Below are 16,166 nucleotides of genomic sequence, written 5' to 3' on the forward strand. Positions count from 1 at the left end.
CCGCTCTACTGAGCGGTCTGCGCCGGCTTCGACCTGCCTGGCTGCCAGCGCACGTGGACCAGGTCCTGACCCTCGTCGCGCAGCATCGAGAGCCGGGGCGGCACCTTGTCGGTGCGTGACGTCGGCGGCCGCCGTCGCCCGGCCTGCCACGGCAGCGGCCACTCGGCTCCCGGGCCGGCGTACTCCTGCTCGGCCGCCGCGTGCAGCGTCCACTGCGGGTCGTAGAGGTGCGGCCTGCCGAGCGCGCAGAGGTCGGCCCGGCCGGCCAGCAGGATCGAGTTGACGTCGTCGTACGACGAGATCGCGCCGACGGCGATGACCGGGACGCCGGCGGCCCTGGCCACCTCGTGGCGGATCCGGTCGGCGAACGGCGTCTGGTAGGAGCGGCCGAACGCCGGCTTCTCGTCGGCCGACACCTGGCCCGACGAGACGTCGATGGCCGCAGCGTCGTGCTCGATGAACGCCCGGGCGATCTCGACCGCTTCCTCCTCGGTGTTGCCGTCGGGCACCCAGTCGTGGGCCGAGATGCGAACGGTCACCGGGATCTCGGCAGGCACCTCTGCTCGGACCGCGTCGAAGACCTCGAGCGGGTACCGCAGCCGGTTCTCCAGGGAGCCGCCGTAGGCGTCGCGACGCTGGTTGGAGATCGGCGAGAGGAACGACGACAGCAGGTACCCGTGGGCGGCGTGCACCTCGACCAGGTCGAAACCGGCCGCGACCGCTCGCCTGGCCGCGTCGGTGAACTGCTCGACGACGAGGTCGAGATCGGCACGGGTGGCTTCGCGCGGGACGTGGCAGCCGGGCCCGTAGGCCAGCGGTGACGGCCCCACGACCTCCCAGTTGCCCTCCGGCAGCGGCTGGTCCATCTCCTCCCACATCAGCTGGGTCGAGCCCTTCCGGCCCGAGTGACCGATCTGCATCCCGATGCGCGCGGTCGTCCCTGCGTGCACGAAGTCGACGATCCGCCTCCAGGCGTCGCGCTGCTCGTCGGTCCAGATGCCCGGGCAGCCGGGGGTGATCCGGCCCTCGGGCGAGACGCAGGTCATCTCGGTCATCACCAGGCCGGCGCCGCCCAGCGCCTTGGAGCCCAGGTGCACGAGGTGGAACTCGGTCGGCAGGCCCTCCTCGGCGACGTACATGTCCATCGGCGAGAGGATCACGCGGTTCTTGAGCCGCAGCCCGCCGATCTCGGTCGGCTGGAACATCGCGGGGACCACCTCCGGCGCCCCCTCGTGACGGGCGAACTCCTCCTCCATCCGGGCGGCGAACCCCGGGTCGCGGTCCTTGAGGTTCTCGAAGGTGATCCGGCGCGAGCGGGTGATCAGGTTGAAGACGAACTGTGCGGGGTCCTGGTCGGCGTACATGCCGATGTTCTCGAACCACTCCATCGACGCCTGGGCTGCGCGCTGGGTCGACTCGACCACCGGCTTGCGCTCCTCCTGGTACGCCGCCAGGGCGGCGCCCACCGACGGCTGCTCGTGCAGGCAGGCGGCCAGGGCGAGCGCGTCCTCCATCGCGAGCTTGGTGCCGGAGCCGATCGAGAAGTGCGCGGTGTGCGCGGCGTCGCCCAGCAGCACCACGTTGCCGTCGTACCAGCGCTCGTTGCGCACGGTGTGGAAGTTGAGCCACTTGGAGTTGTTGGTGAGGACGCGGTGACCCTGGAGCTCGTCGGCGAAGATCTCGCCGACCCGCTCGACCGCGTGCTCGTCGGACGCACCAGGCGGGAACGCGTCGCCCTCGGTGCGGTCGAACCCGGCGCGTCGCCACACGTCCTCGTGCATCTCGACGATGAAGGTCGAGCCCTGGTCGGAGTAGGGGTAGCCGTGGATCTGCATGGTGCCCCACCGCGTCTGCTTGACGAAGAACTGGAACGCCTCGAAGACCAGATCGGTGCCGAACCAGATGTACTTGTTGCGGCGCCGGTCGAGGGACGGCTTGAAGGCGTCGGCGTACTTGGTCCGCACGACCGAGTTGAGCCCGTCGGCAGCCACCACGAGGTCGTGGTCCTGGCGAAGGGTGTCGGCATCGGGTGCCTCGGTCCGGAAGTGCACGGTCACCCCGAGCTGCGCCACCCGCTCCTGCAGGATGCGGAGCAGGTCCTTGCGCCCCATCGCGGCGAAGCCCTGGCCGCCGACGGTGAAGGCCTGACGGCCACCGTGCTCGTCGGAGAGGGCGACGTCGATGTCGGTCCAGCGCGCGAAGCTGCTCGCCATGCGGCGGTGGATCTCGGCGTCGGCGGTGTCCACGGCCCCCAAGGTCTCGTCGGAGAAGACGACACCGAAGCCGAAGGTGTCGTCGGGCGCGTTGCGCTCCCACACCGTGATGTCGTGCGTGGCGTCGAGCTGCTTGAGCAGGGCGGCGAGGTAGAGCCCGCCTGGTCCGCCACCGGCGATCGCGACCTTCACGACGTCGCCTCCCCTGACGAGAGCGCCTCACGGAGGCGGAAGTGCTGGAGCTTGCCGCTGGCGTTGCGCGGCAGCGCGTCGACGAAGCGCACGTCGCGCGGGTACTTGTAGGGCGCGATCTGGCTCTTCACGAAGTCCTGGATCTCCTTGACCTTGGCCGCGTCGCCGGGCACGCCCTGCTTGAGGACGACGAAGGCGCACACGATCGAGCCGCGCTCCGCATCCGGCTCGGCGACGACGGCGGACTCGACCACGTCGGGGTGGTCGTCGACGGCCGCCTCGACCTCGGGCGCCCCGATGTTGTAGCCCGAGGAGACGATCATGTTGTCGGTGCGGGCGCAGTAGTGGAAGTAGCCGTCCTCGTCGACGCGGAAGGTGTCACCGGTGACGTTCCAGCCGTCGACGACGTACGCCTGCTGGCGCTCGTCGTCGAGGTAGCGGCAGCCGACCGGACCGATGACGGCGAGGCGGCCCTTCTCGCCAGGCGCTACTGGTCGGTCGTCCGGTCCGAGCACGGTGGCGCGGTAGCCCGGCAGGGGCTTGCCCGTCGCACCCGGCCGGACAGGGTGGCCGATGGTGGAGATGAAGATGTGCAGCATCTCGGTGGCGCCGATGCCGTCCACGACCTCCAGGCCGATCTCGTCGCGGATCTGCTCCCAGACACCTTGGGGGATGTGCTCGCCGGCGCTCACCGCCACCCGGAGACCTCGCAGCTGCCCGATCCTGCCCGCCTTCAGGATCTGCTTGTAGGCCGTCGGCGCGGTCGCGAGGACCGTGACACCCTGCTCGACGACCAGGTCGGCGAGCTCCTGGGGCGTGGCCGCCTCGGTCAGCAGCGCGCAGGCACCGGCGCGAAGCGCGAAGACGACCAGCATGCCCAGCCCGAAGGTGAAGGCCAGCGGAGCGGTGCAGGCCACCACGTCGCCGGGGCCGAGGCGGAGGGTGCGTCCGAACGTGTCGTCGATGGCGAGCACGTCGCGGTGGAAGTGCATGGTGATCTTGGGGACTCCCGTGCTGCCCGAGGTCGGACCCAGCAGCGCGACGTCGTCGGCCGCGGTCGCCACGGCGGCGAAGGAGCCCGCCTTGGCCTTGGCCCGACGCGTCAGGTCGTCGGCGGTGTCCGCGCCGAACGTGACGACGGCCAGCTCGGGGGCGACGGAGCCGGCGAGCGTCCGCACGTCCTCGGCGAACCGGTGGTCCACCAGGGCCACGACCGGCTGGGTCTTGGTCGCGATCGGCCCGAGCTCGCGAGCGCGCAGCGCCGCCATGGTGGTCACGACCACTCCCCCAGCCTTGAGCACGCCGAGCCAGGCGGCCACGGTCCACGGGTTGTTCGGCGAGCGGAGCAGCACCCTGTTGCCGGGCACCAGCCCGAGGTCCTCGACCAGCACCTGCGCCACCTGGTCCGAGCGCAGCCGCAGCTCGCCGTAGGTCCACACGGTGCCGTCCGGGGTACGCAGCGCGGGCACGTCGTCGCCCACCCGCCGCGCCGGCACGTCCACCAGCTCGACCCCGGCGTTGAGCCGGTCGGGGTACTGCAGCGCGTCGGTCGTCAGCTCGATGACCGGCCACCAGTCCTCGGGCGGCAGGTGGTCACGGGTGAAGGTGTCCACGTGAGTACTCGGCGACAGCTCCATCAGCGCGCCCCGATCTCGGGGTTGGCCGGCCGGATCATGCCCTCCTGCAGGACGGTGGCGAGGTGCCGACCGTCCGGCGTGAAGAAGCGGCCGCGGCCGAGCCCGCGACCGGACGACGCGGACTCCGCCTCCTGCGTGTAGAGCAGCCAGCCGTCGAAGGCGCCGGCCACCGGACGGTGGAACCACATCGCGTGGTCGAGGCTGGCGGTGACCAGCCCGGGCGCCGCCCAGGGCAGGTCGAGGACCCGCAGGACCGGCTCCAGGATGGTGTAGTCGCAGACGTAGGCCAGCGCCGCGAGGTCGCGCTGCTCGTCGGTCAGGCCCGGCACCGGTCGGAGCGGGTCGAACGGCTTCACCCAGAGCGCCTGCTGGGGCGACGCCGCACCCTCGACGCGCAGGTAGACCGGCCCCTGCACGTGCCTCATGTCGAAGCTGCGACCGGCGCTCCAGTAGGCCTTCGACTCCGCCGTCATCGTGCTGGAGCCGCCTGGCTCGAAGGGCTCGAGGTACGCCGCGGACGACGGGAGCGACTCGGGGTCGGGCACGTCGTCCGGCGGCTCGGGACCGAACTCGGCGGCGGCAGGGTCGCCCACGGCGAAGCCCACCAGGCAGACGTAGACCTGCTTGCCGTTCTGGTAGGCGCGCACCTGCCGGGTGGAGTAGCCGCGACCGTCGCGCAGCAGCTCGACCTCGTAGAGCACCTCGGCGCCGATGTCGACGGGCCGCAGGAAGTAGCTGTGGATCGAGTGCATGGTCTTGCCGTCGGTGACCGAGCGCATCGCGGCCGCCGCTGCGGCCCCGACCATGTCGCCGCCGTACGCCTTGGGCCACGGGCACGGCTGGCTCACGGCGGTGAACGCCAGGTCGAGGTGCTGCGGCTCCTGCTCGGTGAGCTCGAGCGCCGCCGTGAGGACGGCCGAGGTGCCGTGCGCGTCGGTCACGGGCGGTCCGTCCAGTCCCGCAGCTCGCCGTCGGCGACCTCGGGCAGGTTGACCACGATGTTCTCCGGGGTCCGGGTCGTCATCCAGGTGAGCGGGTTGTTGCGGTCGAGGTTGCACTCGACGTGCGGCATGAACGGCGGCACGAAGACCCAGTCGCCCTCCTCCATGTCGAGGTAGTCCTCGAAGCGCTCGCCGAAGTAGATCCGGGCTCGGCCGGACAGGACGTAGCCACCGGTCTCGGCCTCACCGTGGTGGTGGGGCACGGAGCGGTAACCGCCCTCGTTGCGCACCTTGCCGAACCAGAGCCTGGTGGCCGGGGTGTGCTGGATGCTCACCCCGGAGATGCGCGAGGCCCCGGTCGACTGACCGGTGTCACCGACCTCCTGGCCGGCCCGGGTGACCACGGGCACCACCAGGCCGGAGGGGCCGGCGTACGTCGAGTTGTCGCCCTCGAGCTCATATTTGCTGAAGTCGGGCTCCATGCGGTCTCTCCTCGCAGCTGGGTCGGATGGTCGGTCAGTCGGTGAAGCGGACGGTGTTGCGCAGCGTGCCGATGCCGGCGATCTCGGTCTCGACGACGTCACCATCGGCGAGGAACTGCTGGGGGTCGCGGGCCATGCCGACACCCCCCGGGGTGCCGGTGAGCACCAGGTCGCCGGGGCGGAGCACGGTGAACGTCGAGATGTAGGCGAGCAGGTCGGCGGAGTCGAAGACGAGGGTCCGGGTGTTGGCGCGCTGGACCTCCTCGCCGTTGACCCGGCACGAGATCTCCAGCCCGGCGACGGGGTCCACCTCGTCGGGTGTCACCACCACCGGGCCGACGGGCGTGCTGCGGTCCCACGCCTTGCCCTGGAACCACTGCAGCGTGCGGGACTGCCAGTCGCGGACCGAGATGTCGTTGGCCACCGTGTAGCCGGCGATCGCCGCGGCCGCCGCGTCCCGGTCGGCCCCGCGGAGCTCGGCGCCGACCACCACGGCGAGCTCGGCCTCCCAGTCGACGTCAAGCCCGCTCGGCAGCACGATGTCGTCGGTCGGACCGACCAGCGTGTCGGCGTACTTGGCGAAGAGCGTGGGGTACGCCGGCGGCTCGCGGCCGGACTCGGCGATGTGGTCGGCGTAGTTGAGCCCGCAGCAGATGACCTTGCCGGGGGTCGGGAAGGGCAGCTCGACGCCAGCTCCAGGCGGCATGCCGACTCCCGTCCGGCGCTGATGTAGCGCCATCGTCACGATCGTCGCAAATATGTCATAAGGTCGCCTGATACGGAACACCCCGCGACAGGAGAATCGTGCTGTGAGCCCCATCCCGGTCAACCCTGCTGCCCTGCCCACGCCGCACGGCTACTCCCACGGCACCCTGTCCGGCAACACGCTCTACCTCGGCGGGCAGACCGCCCTGGACGCCGAGATGCGGATCGTCCCCGGTGGCATCGTCGAGCAGTTCCGGCAGGCGTTCGGCAACGTCCTGACCACCCTCGCCGAGGTCGGCGGAGAGCCGGGCGACCTGGTGAGCATCACGATCTTCCTCACCGACATCCCCGACTACCAGGCCCACGGCAAGGAGATCGGCAGCGTGTGGCGTGAGCTGGCCGGCACCAGCTATCCCGCGATGGCGGGGATCGGCACGACCGCCCTGTGGCAGCCGGAGGCACTCATCGAGATCATGGGGGTCGCGGTCGTCCCCGACGAGCGGCTCGTGCGACCTGGCGTCTAGGAGCCGGTGACGTACTCCCGCGCCTGGGGCTCCAGCAGCTCCTGCACGGCGGCGAAGAGCCGGGTCGCGGCAGCACCCGCCCAGTCGGCGGGCAGGAGCTCCGGCGGCAGGCCGGGGTCGAGGTAAGGAAGCTCGCGCCAAGCGGTGAGGACCCGGACGTAGTCGGCGAACGCCGCCTCGGCGCGATCAGCCGACGCGCCGACGCGCTCCCAGCGCCGCAGCAGGGGCTCGCACTCGGCGGCGAACGCGCGGTAGCGCGCGTCGATGCCGCGCAGGTCCCACCACTTCGCCGCGAGGCTCCCGACGTCACCGAACCCGAGATGGTCGGCGTGGAACAGCTCGACGTAGCGCTCGAGCCCGTCCCGCGCGAGCACGAGGCGGGTGTCGTCCGCGACGTGCGCCGGCGCGATCCAGGTGCCCGACGAGATGGTGGCGAAGCCGAGCCAGGTCAGCCGGGCACGAAGGGCGTGCCGCTTCGCGCGCTCGGACTCGGGCACCGAGAAGACGGCGAGGACCCAGTCCGCGTCCTGCGGCTGCTCACGTCGGAAGATGCGCCGGTCGCCCTCGGCGAGCACGCTCTCGGCGTACTCCGACAAGCCGTAGCCCGCCACGCCGTCGCGGCGGTCGCCCACGAGGATGCCGCGTTTCTTGAGCCGGGACACCGACGACCGCACGGCTTGGGCGTCGATGCCGACGTGGTCCATCAGCTCGATGAGGCGGCCGACACTGATCCAGCCGCCCAGGTCGCGCACGTAGAGCCCGAAGACCGTGATGATGAGCGCGCGCGGGGTCGGCGGGGTCATCGGCGGGGTCATCGGCGGGGTCACGACCGCAGAATGTACGCGGGTTCTCAGAGCTGGGACTGGATGCCTGCGAGCAACTGGCGGGCCATCACGACGCGCTGCACCTGGTTGGTGCCTTCGTAGATCTGGGTGATCTTCGCGTCGCGCAGCATCCGCTCGACCGGGTAGTCGCGCGTGTAGCCGTAGCCACCGAGCACCTGGACCGCGTCGACGGTCACCTGCATGGCGACGTCGGAGGCGAAGCACTTCGCCGCGGCACCGAAGAAGGTGAGGTCCTTGTCGCCGCGCTCGGACCGGCCTGCGGCGGCGTAGGTCAGCTGGCGGGCCGCCTCGACCTTCATGCCCATGTCGGCGAGCATGAACTGCAGACCCTGGAAGTCGCTGATCGGCTTGCCGAACTGCTGCCGCTCGCCGGCGTAGGTGATCGCGTGGTCCAGCGCACCCTGGGCGATGCCGACCGCCTGGGCGGCGATCGTGATGCGGGTGTGGTCGAGGGTGCGCATGGCGGTCTCGAAGCCGGTGCCCTCGGCGCCGATGATCCGGTCACCGGGGATCCGCACCTTGTCGAGGTACACCTCGCGGGTCGGCGATCCCTTGATGCCCAGCTTCTTCTCCGGCGCCCCGAACGACACGCCCTCGTCGGAGCGCTCGACCACGAACGCCGAGATGCCCCGGGCCTTCTCCTTCGGGGGCAGGTCGGGCTCGGTCACCGCCATGACCGTGTAGTACGCCGACTCGTCCTCTCCCGACCCCGCGTTGGTGATCCACCGCTTCACCCCGGACAGCACCCAGTCGTCGCCGTCGCGCACCGCACGGGTCTTCATCGACACCGCGTCCGAACCCGCCTCGGGCTCGGACAGGCAGTAGGAGAAGCCGCCCTCACCCGCGGCGAGCTTCGTCAGGTACGTCTTCTTCAGCTCCTCCGAGCCCGCCAGCATCACCGGCAGCGAACCGAGCTTGTTGACCGCCGGGATCAGGCTCGAGGACGCACACACGCGGGCGATCTCCTCGATCACGAGCACCGTCGCCAGCGCGTCGGCCCCGGCGCCGCCGTACTCCTCCGGGACGTGCGGCGCGTGGAAGTCGGCCGCCTTCAACGCCGCCGCCGCCTCGTGCGGGTAGCGCGCCTGCTCGTCGACCTCGGCGGCGAACGGCGCCACCTTGGCCTCGCACAGCTCGCGCACGGCCTCGCGGATCGCCTGGTGCTCCTCCGACAGTCCGTACAGCGGAAACCCCGTCATCGGCTGGTCACTCATGTGCCGGATTCTACGTGCGGGTAACTTGCCCACGAGAGTGCAAGTCGCCGTGACATTGCTCATCGGGTGCGAGCGTTCGGCCTTTCCGAAGTCGAGCGAGCGAGGTAGCTCCCGGACGACCCGACCGCTCGCAAGCTCGCTGCTCGACCACCGGGGTGGGCGGAGACCGCAACACAGAGCCCACCGCTCCCTCTTGCTGCCTATCGGCGCGCCACCACCCGCCGCCCGTCACCACCGCCACCGTGATGGTGGTCTCGACTATCCGCTCGCTTCGCTCGCTGCTCGACCACCGGGGTGGGCGGAGACCGCAACACAGAGCCCACCGCTCCCTCTTGCTGCCTATCGGCGCGCCACCACCCAGGACCCGTCACCACCGCCACCGTGATGGTGGTCTCGACTATCCGCTCGCTTCGCTCGCTGCTCGACCACCGGGGCACCGCCGCTCGCTGCTCGACCACCGGGGCACCGCTTCGCTCGCTGCTCGACCACCGGGGCACCGCCGCTCGCTGCTCGACCACCGGGCACAGCCGCTCGCCGGCCGCTGCTCGACCACCGGGACACTGCCGCTCGCAAGCTCGCTGCTCGACCACCGGCGTCGCAGCGCCTGGATACCGTGGTGGGGTGACCCGCAGCTGGCAGGACCCGGAGACCGTCGAGACGATGCTCGACGACTACAAGACCTGGGCGGTGGTCGGGCTGTCGGGCAAGAACGACCGGACGGCGTACTCCATCGCGGAGCTCCTGCAGCGGCGGGGCAAGCGGATCGTGCCGATCCATCCGGACGCTCCTGTCGTGCTGGGCGAGCAGGGGTACGCGACGCTCGCCGACGTGCCGTTCCCGATCGACGTGGTCGACGTCTTCAGGCGCTCGGAGTTCGCGGGTGAGTTCGCCGACCAGGCGGTGGCCGTCGGCGCTCGGTCGGTGTGGTTCCAGCTCGGCGTCATCGACGTCGCGGCCTTCGAGAGGACGTGGGCGGCGGGCGTCCCGATGGTGATGGACACCTGCCCGGCCATCGAGTGGCGGCGCCGGCCGGTCCCCCGCGAGGAGCAGGGTGCGTGACCTCCGCGTCCCGCCGGGACCGGGTCTCCCCGCCGGGCTGACCATCCCGGACGCGGAGCTCGTCGAGAGGTTCTCGCGGTCCTCGGGGCCGGGCGGCCAGTCGGTCAACACCTCCGACAGCCGCGTCGAGCTCGAGTGGGACCTGCACACCACGTCGGCGCTCGACGAGGTGCAGCGGCGGCGGGCCGAGCAGGCCCTCGCGACGCGGCTGACCGGTGGCCGGCTGGTCGTCGTGGCGACCGAGCACCGCTCGCAGCACCGCAACCGGGTGGCCGCCCGCGAGCGGCTCGCCGACCTGCTGCGGGCCGCCCTGGCTCCCCCGCCGCCGCCTCGACGGCCCACGAAGCCGTCCCGCTCCGCCCGCGTACGCCGGCTCGAGGCCAAGCGGCGGCGGGGCAACCTCAAGACGCTGCGCGGGACCGTACGCGGCGAGTGACCGACCCGGACACCTGCGCCACGACCCACTCCAACGGCCCCTTGTGCCGCCCGGCCGCGAAGACCGCGCCCGTGCCGAGCACCACCAGGACGTGCCACAGGTAGGCGTCCGGCTCCTCGGCGGGCGGGATCTCCGGCGTCCGCATGAAGACGTGCAGCGTGTAGAGCGACAGCGTCATCGCACCCGCGCCGAAGAACACCTGGACGAAGCGCAGGCCGACCTCCCAGCTGGAGACCAGGCCCACCAGCAGGAGGCAGGTGCCGATGACGAGCGCCGCACTGCCGATCGTCTGGGCGAGGTCGAAGGGCGTCGACGAGTGCGGGGCGACGACCAGCATCCAGGCCCACGAGCCGCCCTTGGGCGTGGTGCCGAACATGCCGAGCTGGATCTCAGCCAGCAGCAGGTCGATGTCGCCAGGGCCGCCCAGCAGCGCAGCCTGCACCCGCGGCTGTGCCGTCAGCCAGTGCGAGAGCTGCGTCGCGACCACCGCCAGGATCGCGCCGGCCACGGCGATCGTCGCCTGCACCCGGCGTACGCGCAGGTCGAGCCGCCCGAGCCCCATCCCGACGAGCAGGTACGCCAGCCACGGCAGCACCGGGTAGTAGCCGGTGAACAGCAGCTCGCCGAGCAGCCGACCCGGATCGGTCAGCTGGTCGAAGCGCGGGCTCTCGGCACCCCGGAACGGCAGGTGGTCGCGCACGACCGTGTTGAGCAGAGGGCCCACCACGACCCACACCGCGCCGAGCGACAGCAGCGCAGGCGCCCGCAGCGCCAGGAAGGGCAGCGCGAGCACGAAGAGCAGCCCGTAGTAGGTGAGGATCACCGCCAGCCCCGACCCGGCCTCACCGAGGACCAGCCCCAGGAACGCGATCAGACCGGCGCGCACCACCAGCCCCGCCGCCCGTGCGCGCCGCTCACGACCGCGGGCGGGCTCCCTCCCGCCCGTCATCAGCGCGATGCTGACGCCCGCAAGCACGGCGAACAGCGCCGAGGCTCGGCCCCCGGCCAGCCACTGCGCGGCCGAGATGGACCCGTCGAGGTCGGTCTCGAGCAGCAGGTGGGTCGCCATCATGCCGAGCAGCGCCAGGCAGCGGGCGACGTCGACACCGACCAGCCGTGCCGAGCCGGTCGGAGCGGTCATCGGCGCGGACGGCTCAGAAACCGGCGCGGCGACCCGGGGACGCGGCGGAGCGCACGGACTCGCCCTTCTCCTCGGCCGTGCGGCGCAGGTCGTCCTGGAACGCGGTGACGCGCTCGCGCAGGACCGGGTCGGAGGCCGCGAGGATGCGGACGGCGAGCAGGCCCGCGTTGCGGGCGCCGCCGATCGAGACGGTGGCAACGGGCACCCCGGCCGGCATCTGCACGATCGAGAGCAGGGAGTCCATCCCGTCGAGGTGCTTCAGCGGGACGGGCACACCGACCACGGGCAGCGGCGTCACCGAGGCGAGCATCCCCGGCAGGTGGGCGGCCCCGCCGGCTCCCGCGATGATCACCGAGAGCCCGCGGTCGGCGGCGGTGCGGCCGTACTCCAGCATCGCCTCGGGCATCCGGTGCGCCGACACGACGTCGGCTTCGTAGGCCACGTCGAACTCCGCCAGCGCCTCGGCCGCGGCCTTCATCACCGGCCAGTCGGAGTCCGAGCCCATCACGATGCCCACGCTCGCCCGGTCACTCACCCGGTCACTCATCCGGTCACTCACTCGCTCTCGTCTCCCAGCTCCCCGGCGAACCACGCGGCCGCGTGCCGGGCGCGGTCGAGGCAATCATCCAGGTCGTCGCCATAGGCGTTCACGTGTCCCACCTTGCGGCCCGGCCGCAGGTCCTTGCCGTAGAGGTGCACCCGCAGTCGCGGGTCGCGGGCCAGGGCGTGCGGATAGCCGTCCCACAGCCGGCCCGCGTCCTCCTGCCCGCCGAGGATGTTGACCATGACGGTCCAGGTCTCGCGGGCCACCGGTGAGCCCAGCGGCAGGTCGAGGACGGCGCGCAGGTGGTTCTCGAACTGCGAGGTCACCGCGCCGTCCTGGCTCCAGTGACCGGTGTTGTGGGGCCGCATCGCGAGCTCGTTGACGAGGATCCGGCCGTCTGTGGTCTCGAAGAGCTCCACGGCCAGGATCCCGGTCACGTCCAGGGCGCCTGCCACGGTGAGCGCGATCTCCTGGGCCTGGAGCGACAGGGCCGGGGCGAGGTCGGGCGCGGGGGCGACCACCTCGCGGCAGATGCCGTCGACCTGGGTGGTCTGCACGACGGGGTACGCCGCCGCCTGGCCGCTCGGCGAACGGGCCACCAGGGCCGACAGCTCGCGACGGAAGTCGACCAGCTCCTCCGCGAGGATGCGCACCCGGCCCGAGGTGTCGGCCGCTGCAGCAGCGAAGGCCGGGGCGCAGTCCTCGGCCGACCGAGCCACCCACACCCCTTTGCCGTCGTACCCTCCGCGCGTGGTCTTGAGGACCGCCGGGAAGCCGAACGTCTCGACGTCGGCGGCGTCCGCGACGACGGCGTTCCTGGGGCACGGGACCCCGAGCGCGCCGAGTCGCGTGCGCATCACCGCCTTGTCCTGGGCGTGCACGAGCGCCTCGGGTCCTGGCCGGACGGCGACGCCACCGTCCTCGAGGGCGTGCAGGTGCTCGGTCGGCACGTGCTCGTGGTCGAAGGTCACCACCGCACAGCCCTCCACGAGCATCTGCAGGGTGGGCAGGTCGCGGTAGTCGCCCACCTGGTGGTCGGGGATCACCTGGGCGGCCGAGACCCCCTCGGCCTCGGCGAGCAGCCGCAGCGGCAGGCCCATCGCGATCGCGGGCTGCGCCATCATGCGGGCCAGCTGGCCGCCCCCCACGATCGCGAGCGTCGGAGCGCGCTCGGAGGCGGCGGCGTACGGCATGCGACGAGGCTAGCCGCGCCCGGACGAGGGCCCGGACCGGGCTGGTGTCAGCCGACCTTCGTGGTCATCGCGGAGGCGTGCTTCTTGGTGTGTCCGGCTCGCGCGCCGTGGGCCGCGCTGTGGCCGTTGGCGTGCGCGGCGGGCGCGGCGGGCGCGGCCGCCGCCAAGGTGGTCGTGGCCGGCGCGGCCGGCGTGCTGGTCTCGAAACGCAGGCCCTTGCCGCGGATCGTGGTGATCAGGCTCGGGCGGCGGCTGTCGTCACCGAGCTTGCGGCGCACCCAGCCCAGGTGGACGTCGATCGTCTTCGACGAGGTCCAGAAGGTGGTGTCCCAGACGTCACGCATCAGCGCGTCGCGCGAGACGATCTCGCCGGCGCGGCTGATGAGCGCATGGAGGAGGTCGAACTCCTTGCGCGAGAACACGATCTCGCTGTCCCCGCGCCACACCTTGCGGGTCAGCGGGTCCAGGCGGACGTCTTGAACGGAATGCACGAGACCAAGGTAGGAATCCCAGCCCTCCCGCGAGGGGGTTTTGGCAGAAGTTTTCCCATTCGTCCAGACAGTTCCTCGACATCGAGACATTGGCGTCATAGTCGGCGTTGTCGCACGTCAGGCGGCATGTGCGCCGCCGGAGGGACCCCTTCGGGGCCTCAGACGCGGCGTACGGCGACGGGCTCGACGAGACCGAAGCCACGCACCGGCCGAGCGGTCAGGCGGCGGGTCTCGAAGCGCTCCGGTGACAGCAGCGCGGCCGTGGCGTCGTCGATGATCACCCGGTTGCGGCGCGCGACGGCCGTCAGCCGTGACGCCAGGTTGACCGGGGGGCCGAACACGTCGCCCAGCCGCATGATCACCGAGCCGCTCGCCAGGCCGACGCGGACGTCCGGCATCCGGGCGTCCCGGCCGACCACGTTGATGATCCCCTCGGCTGTCTCGATCGCCGGCTCGGCACTCTCGTTCACGAACAGCACCGAGTCGCCGATGCTCTTGATCACCCGGCCCCCGAGACCCGAGACCACGTCGTGGCAGCGGGACTCGAAGAGCTCGATCAGGTCGCCGAGCCGGTCCTCGTCGAGCCGGTTGGAGAGCTCGGTGAAGGCGACGATGTCGGCGAACCCGACGGTCACCGCAGTGGTGTGCAGGTCCTCCTCGTTGGCCCCCATGGCCTCCACGCGCGCGACCGCGGCGGCGAGGTGGCGGCGCCAGGCGTAGGTCAGCAGGCCCTCGAACGGGCCGTTGACCTCCTCGACGATCCGCAGCGCCGACCCGAGGCGGCTCCCCGTCGCCTCCGGCGAGGCCTCGAGCTGCTCCACCCGGCTGATCAGCGTGGCGACCTCCCAGTCGGCCAGCCGGGCCATGGTCTGCCCGACGGCCCGGGTGAGGTTGACCGCCATGTCGAAGTCGATCGCGCCGCTGTCCACCACGGCGCCGACCTTGGCCACCGCATCGACATCGGCCGCGGAGTAGCCCATCTCCAAGACCCGCTCCGGGAAACCCAGCGCGCGCCAGAGCCGTCGCGCCTGCTCGAGGGTCAGCCCCGAGCCGGCGGTCACCTCGTCGGTGGTCTCCAGGAAGTCGGCACCGAGGATCGCGTGCTCGAGCTCCTCGCGCGTGTACGCCGCCGGGCCGGTCTTCTCCTCGGCCGGCTGCCCAGCCGGTGGGGGCGCGGCATCTGGGTCAGGAGCCATCATCCCGACGCTCGGACTCCCGCCGGTCGGGAGAGTCGCCACCGGTCAAGTGGTGCAGCTCGTCGGCGACGCGCGTCTGCACCTGCTCGACCTTGGGGATGTCGTTGAGGAGGACCCGGCCGTCCTGGCTGGCGTCGGACACCACCAGCGTGCCGCAGCCGAAGATGCGGTCGATGACCCCGATCTCGAAGTCGACGCCGCTGATCCGGTTGAGCGGGATCACCCGCCCCTCCTTGGCGATGAAGCCGCTGCGCTTGACGAAGCGCCGGTTGGTGAAGGTGTAGGTCGTCGTGATCCACGCGACCAGCGGGCGCACGAAGAACCAGAACAGCACCACGACGGCCAGGATCCACACCACCCACTGGATGATCGCGGTGCCGCTGGCCAGCGAGCTGATCACGATCGCGACCACCACGGTCACGATGGCGATCAGCGTCGGAAAGATCAGTGCCTTGGGGTGGGTGCGCGTCGAGACGATGACGTGCTCGCCCTGGTTGAGCAGCTTCTCCGGAAAGGCCACGCGGGGATTGTGTCACCCGCCGGGCCGGACGTGAACGACATCGCCTGCGCCGACCGTCGTCTCGCCCGTGCCGGTGCGCACGACCAGGCCGCCCCCCGCCGCGATCCGCACCGCCTCGCCGACGAGCACCTCGCCGGTCGGCAGGTCGACGCGCACGTCGCGCCCCAGCGTGCTGCAGAGCCCGGCGTACGCCGCAGCGAGCCCGGAGCGGTCCGCGTCGCCGTCGGCGGCGCGCCACGCGTCGTACTCCTCCCACAGGCGGGAGAGGACGCCGGCCAGCTGGTCGGTGCGGTCGACGGTGGTGCCTTCGTGCCACAGCGACGTCGCCGACTCGACCGGCAGCTCGGCGGCGGTCAGCGAGACGTTGAGACCGATGCCGACCACGGCAGCCGGGCCGCCAGGCGTGTCGACGCGCTCGACCAGCAGACCGGCGGTCTTGCGGGTGCTGAGCAGCACGTCGTTGGGCCACTTCAGCTGCGCCGTCGTCGCGCCCGAGTCACGCAGCGACCTGACCACGGCCACGCCCGTCAGCAGCGGCAGCCACGGCCAGGACTCCGCCGGGACGTCGGGTCGCAGCAGCACCGAGAAGGTCAGGGCCGAGCGGTCGGGCGTCGTCCAGGTGCGGTCCAGGCGGCCACGGCCGGCCGTCTGGTGCTCCGCGACGACCACCAGTCCCTCGGCCGCGCCACCCCGCGCCCGCTCGGCCACCAGCGCGTTGGTGGACGGTGCGGCGTCGACCACCTCCACGTCGTACGACCCTGCGAGCCGGGCGCGGAGTCTCTCGACGTCGAGGGGCGGGCGATCGGGGAGGTCTCTGCTCACGGGACTAGATT

The 16,166-nt window shown here is 71.7% G+C and carries 17 protein-coding genes; 3 read left to right on the forward strand and 14 right to left on the reverse strand.

Annotation, left to right across the window (positions count from 1 at the left end; translation table 11 throughout):
- Positions 1–5: 5 nt before the first annotated feature.
- The 5 genes from ABD295_RS11950 to ABD295_RS11970 are packed head-to-tail and all read right to left on the reverse strand — an operon-like array spanning position 6 to position 6,171.
- Positions 6–2,405, reverse strand: coding sequence for a bifunctional salicylyl-CoA 5-hydroxylase/oxidoreductase (locus tag ABD295_RS11950; RefSeq protein WP_344303946.1), 2,400 nt, complete (start codon positions 2,403–2,405; stop codon positions 6–8).
- Positions 2,402–4,018 carry an AMP-binding protein gene (locus ABD295_RS11955; protein WP_344303947.1) on the reverse strand — a complete coding sequence of 539 codons (1,617 nt, stop codon included), beginning with the start codon at positions 4,016–4,018 and terminating at the stop codon, positions 2,402–2,404. The genes ABD295_RS11950 and ABD295_RS11955 overlap by 4 nt, the downstream gene beginning before the upstream one ends.
- A 23-nt stretch (positions 4,019–4,041) precedes the next feature.
- Positions 4,042–4,983, reverse strand: a complete 942-nt coding sequence (locus tag ABD295_RS11960) for an acyl-CoA thioesterase (protein WP_344303948.1) — start codon at positions 4,981–4,983, stop codon at positions 4,042–4,044.
- Positions 4,980–5,465, reverse strand: a complete 486-nt coding sequence (locus ABD295_RS11965) for a cupin domain-containing protein (protein WP_344303949.1) — start codon at positions 5,463–5,465, stop codon at positions 4,980–4,982. Before ABD295_RS11965 ends, ABD295_RS11960 begins: the two co-directional genes overlap by 4 nt.
- A gap of 34 nt (positions 5,466–5,499) precedes the next feature.
- Positions 5,500–6,171 (reverse strand): fumarylacetoacetate hydrolase family protein, encoded by a 672-nt coding sequence (locus ABD295_RS11970; RefSeq protein ID WP_344303950.1) that lies wholly within the window; start codon positions 6,169–6,171, stop codon positions 5,500–5,502.
- Between the two features lie 103 nt (positions 6,172–6,274).
- Between ABD295_RS11970 and ABD295_RS11975 the strand changes: the two genes are divergently transcribed.
- Positions 6,275–6,694, forward strand: a complete 420-nt coding sequence (locus ABD295_RS11975; RefSeq protein ID WP_344303951.1) for a RidA family protein — start codon at positions 6,275–6,277, stop codon at positions 6,692–6,694.
- On the opposite strand, the gene ABD295_RS11980 is transcribed toward ABD295_RS11975, so the two are convergent.
- Both ABD295_RS11980 and ABD295_RS11985 read right to left on the reverse strand, forming a co-directional pair.
- A complete protein-coding gene (locus tag ABD295_RS11980) occupies positions 6,691–7,521 on the reverse strand; it encodes a PaaX family transcriptional regulator (RefSeq protein WP_344303952.1) in 831 nt (276 codons plus the stop codon). The two genes, ABD295_RS11975 and ABD295_RS11980, sit on opposite strands and share 4 nt — an antisense overlap.
- 23 nt (positions 7,522–7,544) lie before the next feature.
- Positions 7,545–8,753 (reverse strand): acyl-CoA dehydrogenase family protein, encoded by a 1,209-nt coding sequence (locus ABD295_RS11985; protein WP_344303954.1) that lies wholly within the window; start codon positions 8,751–8,753, stop codon positions 7,545–7,547.
- 621 nt (positions 8,754–9,374) lie between these two features.
- Between ABD295_RS11985 and ABD295_RS11990 the strand changes: the two genes are divergently transcribed.
- The gene (locus ABD295_RS11990; RefSeq protein ID WP_344303955.1) at positions 9,375–9,812 is read left to right on the forward strand and encodes a CoA-binding protein; all 438 of its coding nucleotides are present in this window, start codon (positions 9,375–9,377) and stop codon (positions 9,810–9,812) included.
- Positions 9,805–10,248: an alternative ribosome rescue aminoacyl-tRNA hydrolase ArfB gene (gene arfB / locus ABD295_RS11995; protein ID WP_425574052.1), complete on the forward strand. Its 444-nt coding sequence runs from the start codon at positions 9,805–9,807 to the stop codon at positions 10,246–10,248. Before ABD295_RS11990 ends, arfB begins: the two co-directional genes overlap by 8 nt.
- On the opposite strand, the gene ABD295_RS12000 is transcribed toward arfB, so the two are convergent.
- The 7 genes from ABD295_RS12000 to ABD295_RS12030 all read right to left on the reverse strand — a co-directional run bounded on the left by ABD295_RS12000 (position 10,214) and on the right by ABD295_RS12030 (position 16,155).
- Positions 10,214–11,389, reverse strand: a complete 1,176-nt coding sequence (locus tag ABD295_RS12000) for a heparan-alpha-glucosaminide N-acetyltransferase domain-containing protein (RefSeq protein WP_344303956.1) — start codon at positions 11,387–11,389, stop codon at positions 10,214–10,216. The genes arfB and ABD295_RS12000 overlap by 35 nt on opposite strands.
- A 13-nt stretch (positions 11,390–11,402) precedes the next feature.
- Positions 11,403–12,011 carry a 5-(carboxyamino)imidazole ribonucleotide mutase gene (gene purE, locus ABD295_RS12005; RefSeq protein ID WP_425574053.1) on the reverse strand — a complete coding sequence of 203 codons (609 nt, stop codon included), beginning with the start codon at positions 12,009–12,011 and terminating at the stop codon, positions 11,403–11,405.
- Positions 11,945–13,126 carry a 5-(carboxyamino)imidazole ribonucleotide synthase gene (locus ABD295_RS12010; protein WP_344303958.1) on the reverse strand — a complete coding sequence of 394 codons (1,182 nt, stop codon included), beginning with the start codon at positions 13,124–13,126 and terminating at the stop codon, positions 11,945–11,947. Before ABD295_RS12010 ends, purE begins: the two co-directional genes overlap by 67 nt.
- A 47-nt stretch (positions 13,127–13,173) precedes the next feature.
- Positions 13,174–13,617 carry a winged helix-turn-helix domain-containing protein gene (locus ABD295_RS12015; protein ID WP_344303959.1) on the reverse strand — a complete coding sequence of 148 codons (444 nt, stop codon included), beginning with the start codon at positions 13,615–13,617 and terminating at the stop codon, positions 13,174–13,176.
- A 158-nt stretch (positions 13,618–13,775) separates the two neighbouring features.
- Positions 13,776–14,813: an adenylate/guanylate cyclase domain-containing protein gene (locus tag ABD295_RS12020; protein WP_344303960.1), complete on the reverse strand. Its 1,038-nt coding sequence runs from the start codon at positions 14,811–14,813 to the stop codon at positions 13,776–13,778.
- Entirely contained in the window at positions 14,803–15,333 is a 531-nt protein-coding gene (locus ABD295_RS12025; RefSeq protein ID WP_344303961.1) for a PH domain-containing protein, read from the reverse strand. The genes ABD295_RS12020 and ABD295_RS12025 overlap by 11 nt, the downstream gene beginning before the upstream one ends.
- A 12-nt stretch (positions 15,334–15,345) precedes the next feature.
- Complete coding sequence (locus ABD295_RS12030; protein ID WP_344303962.1) at positions 15,346–16,155, reverse strand: biotin--[acetyl-CoA-carboxylase] ligase; 810 nt, start codon at positions 16,153–16,155, stop codon at positions 15,346–15,348.
- Between the last annotated feature and the right edge of the window lie 11 nt (positions 16,156–16,166).

The sequence above is a fragment of the Nocardioides bigeumensis genome (genome assembly GCF_039531755.1).
GTDB classification, from domain to species: domain Bacteria; phylum Actinomycetota; class Actinomycetes; order Propionibacteriales; family Nocardioidaceae; genus Nocardioides; species Nocardioides bigeumensis.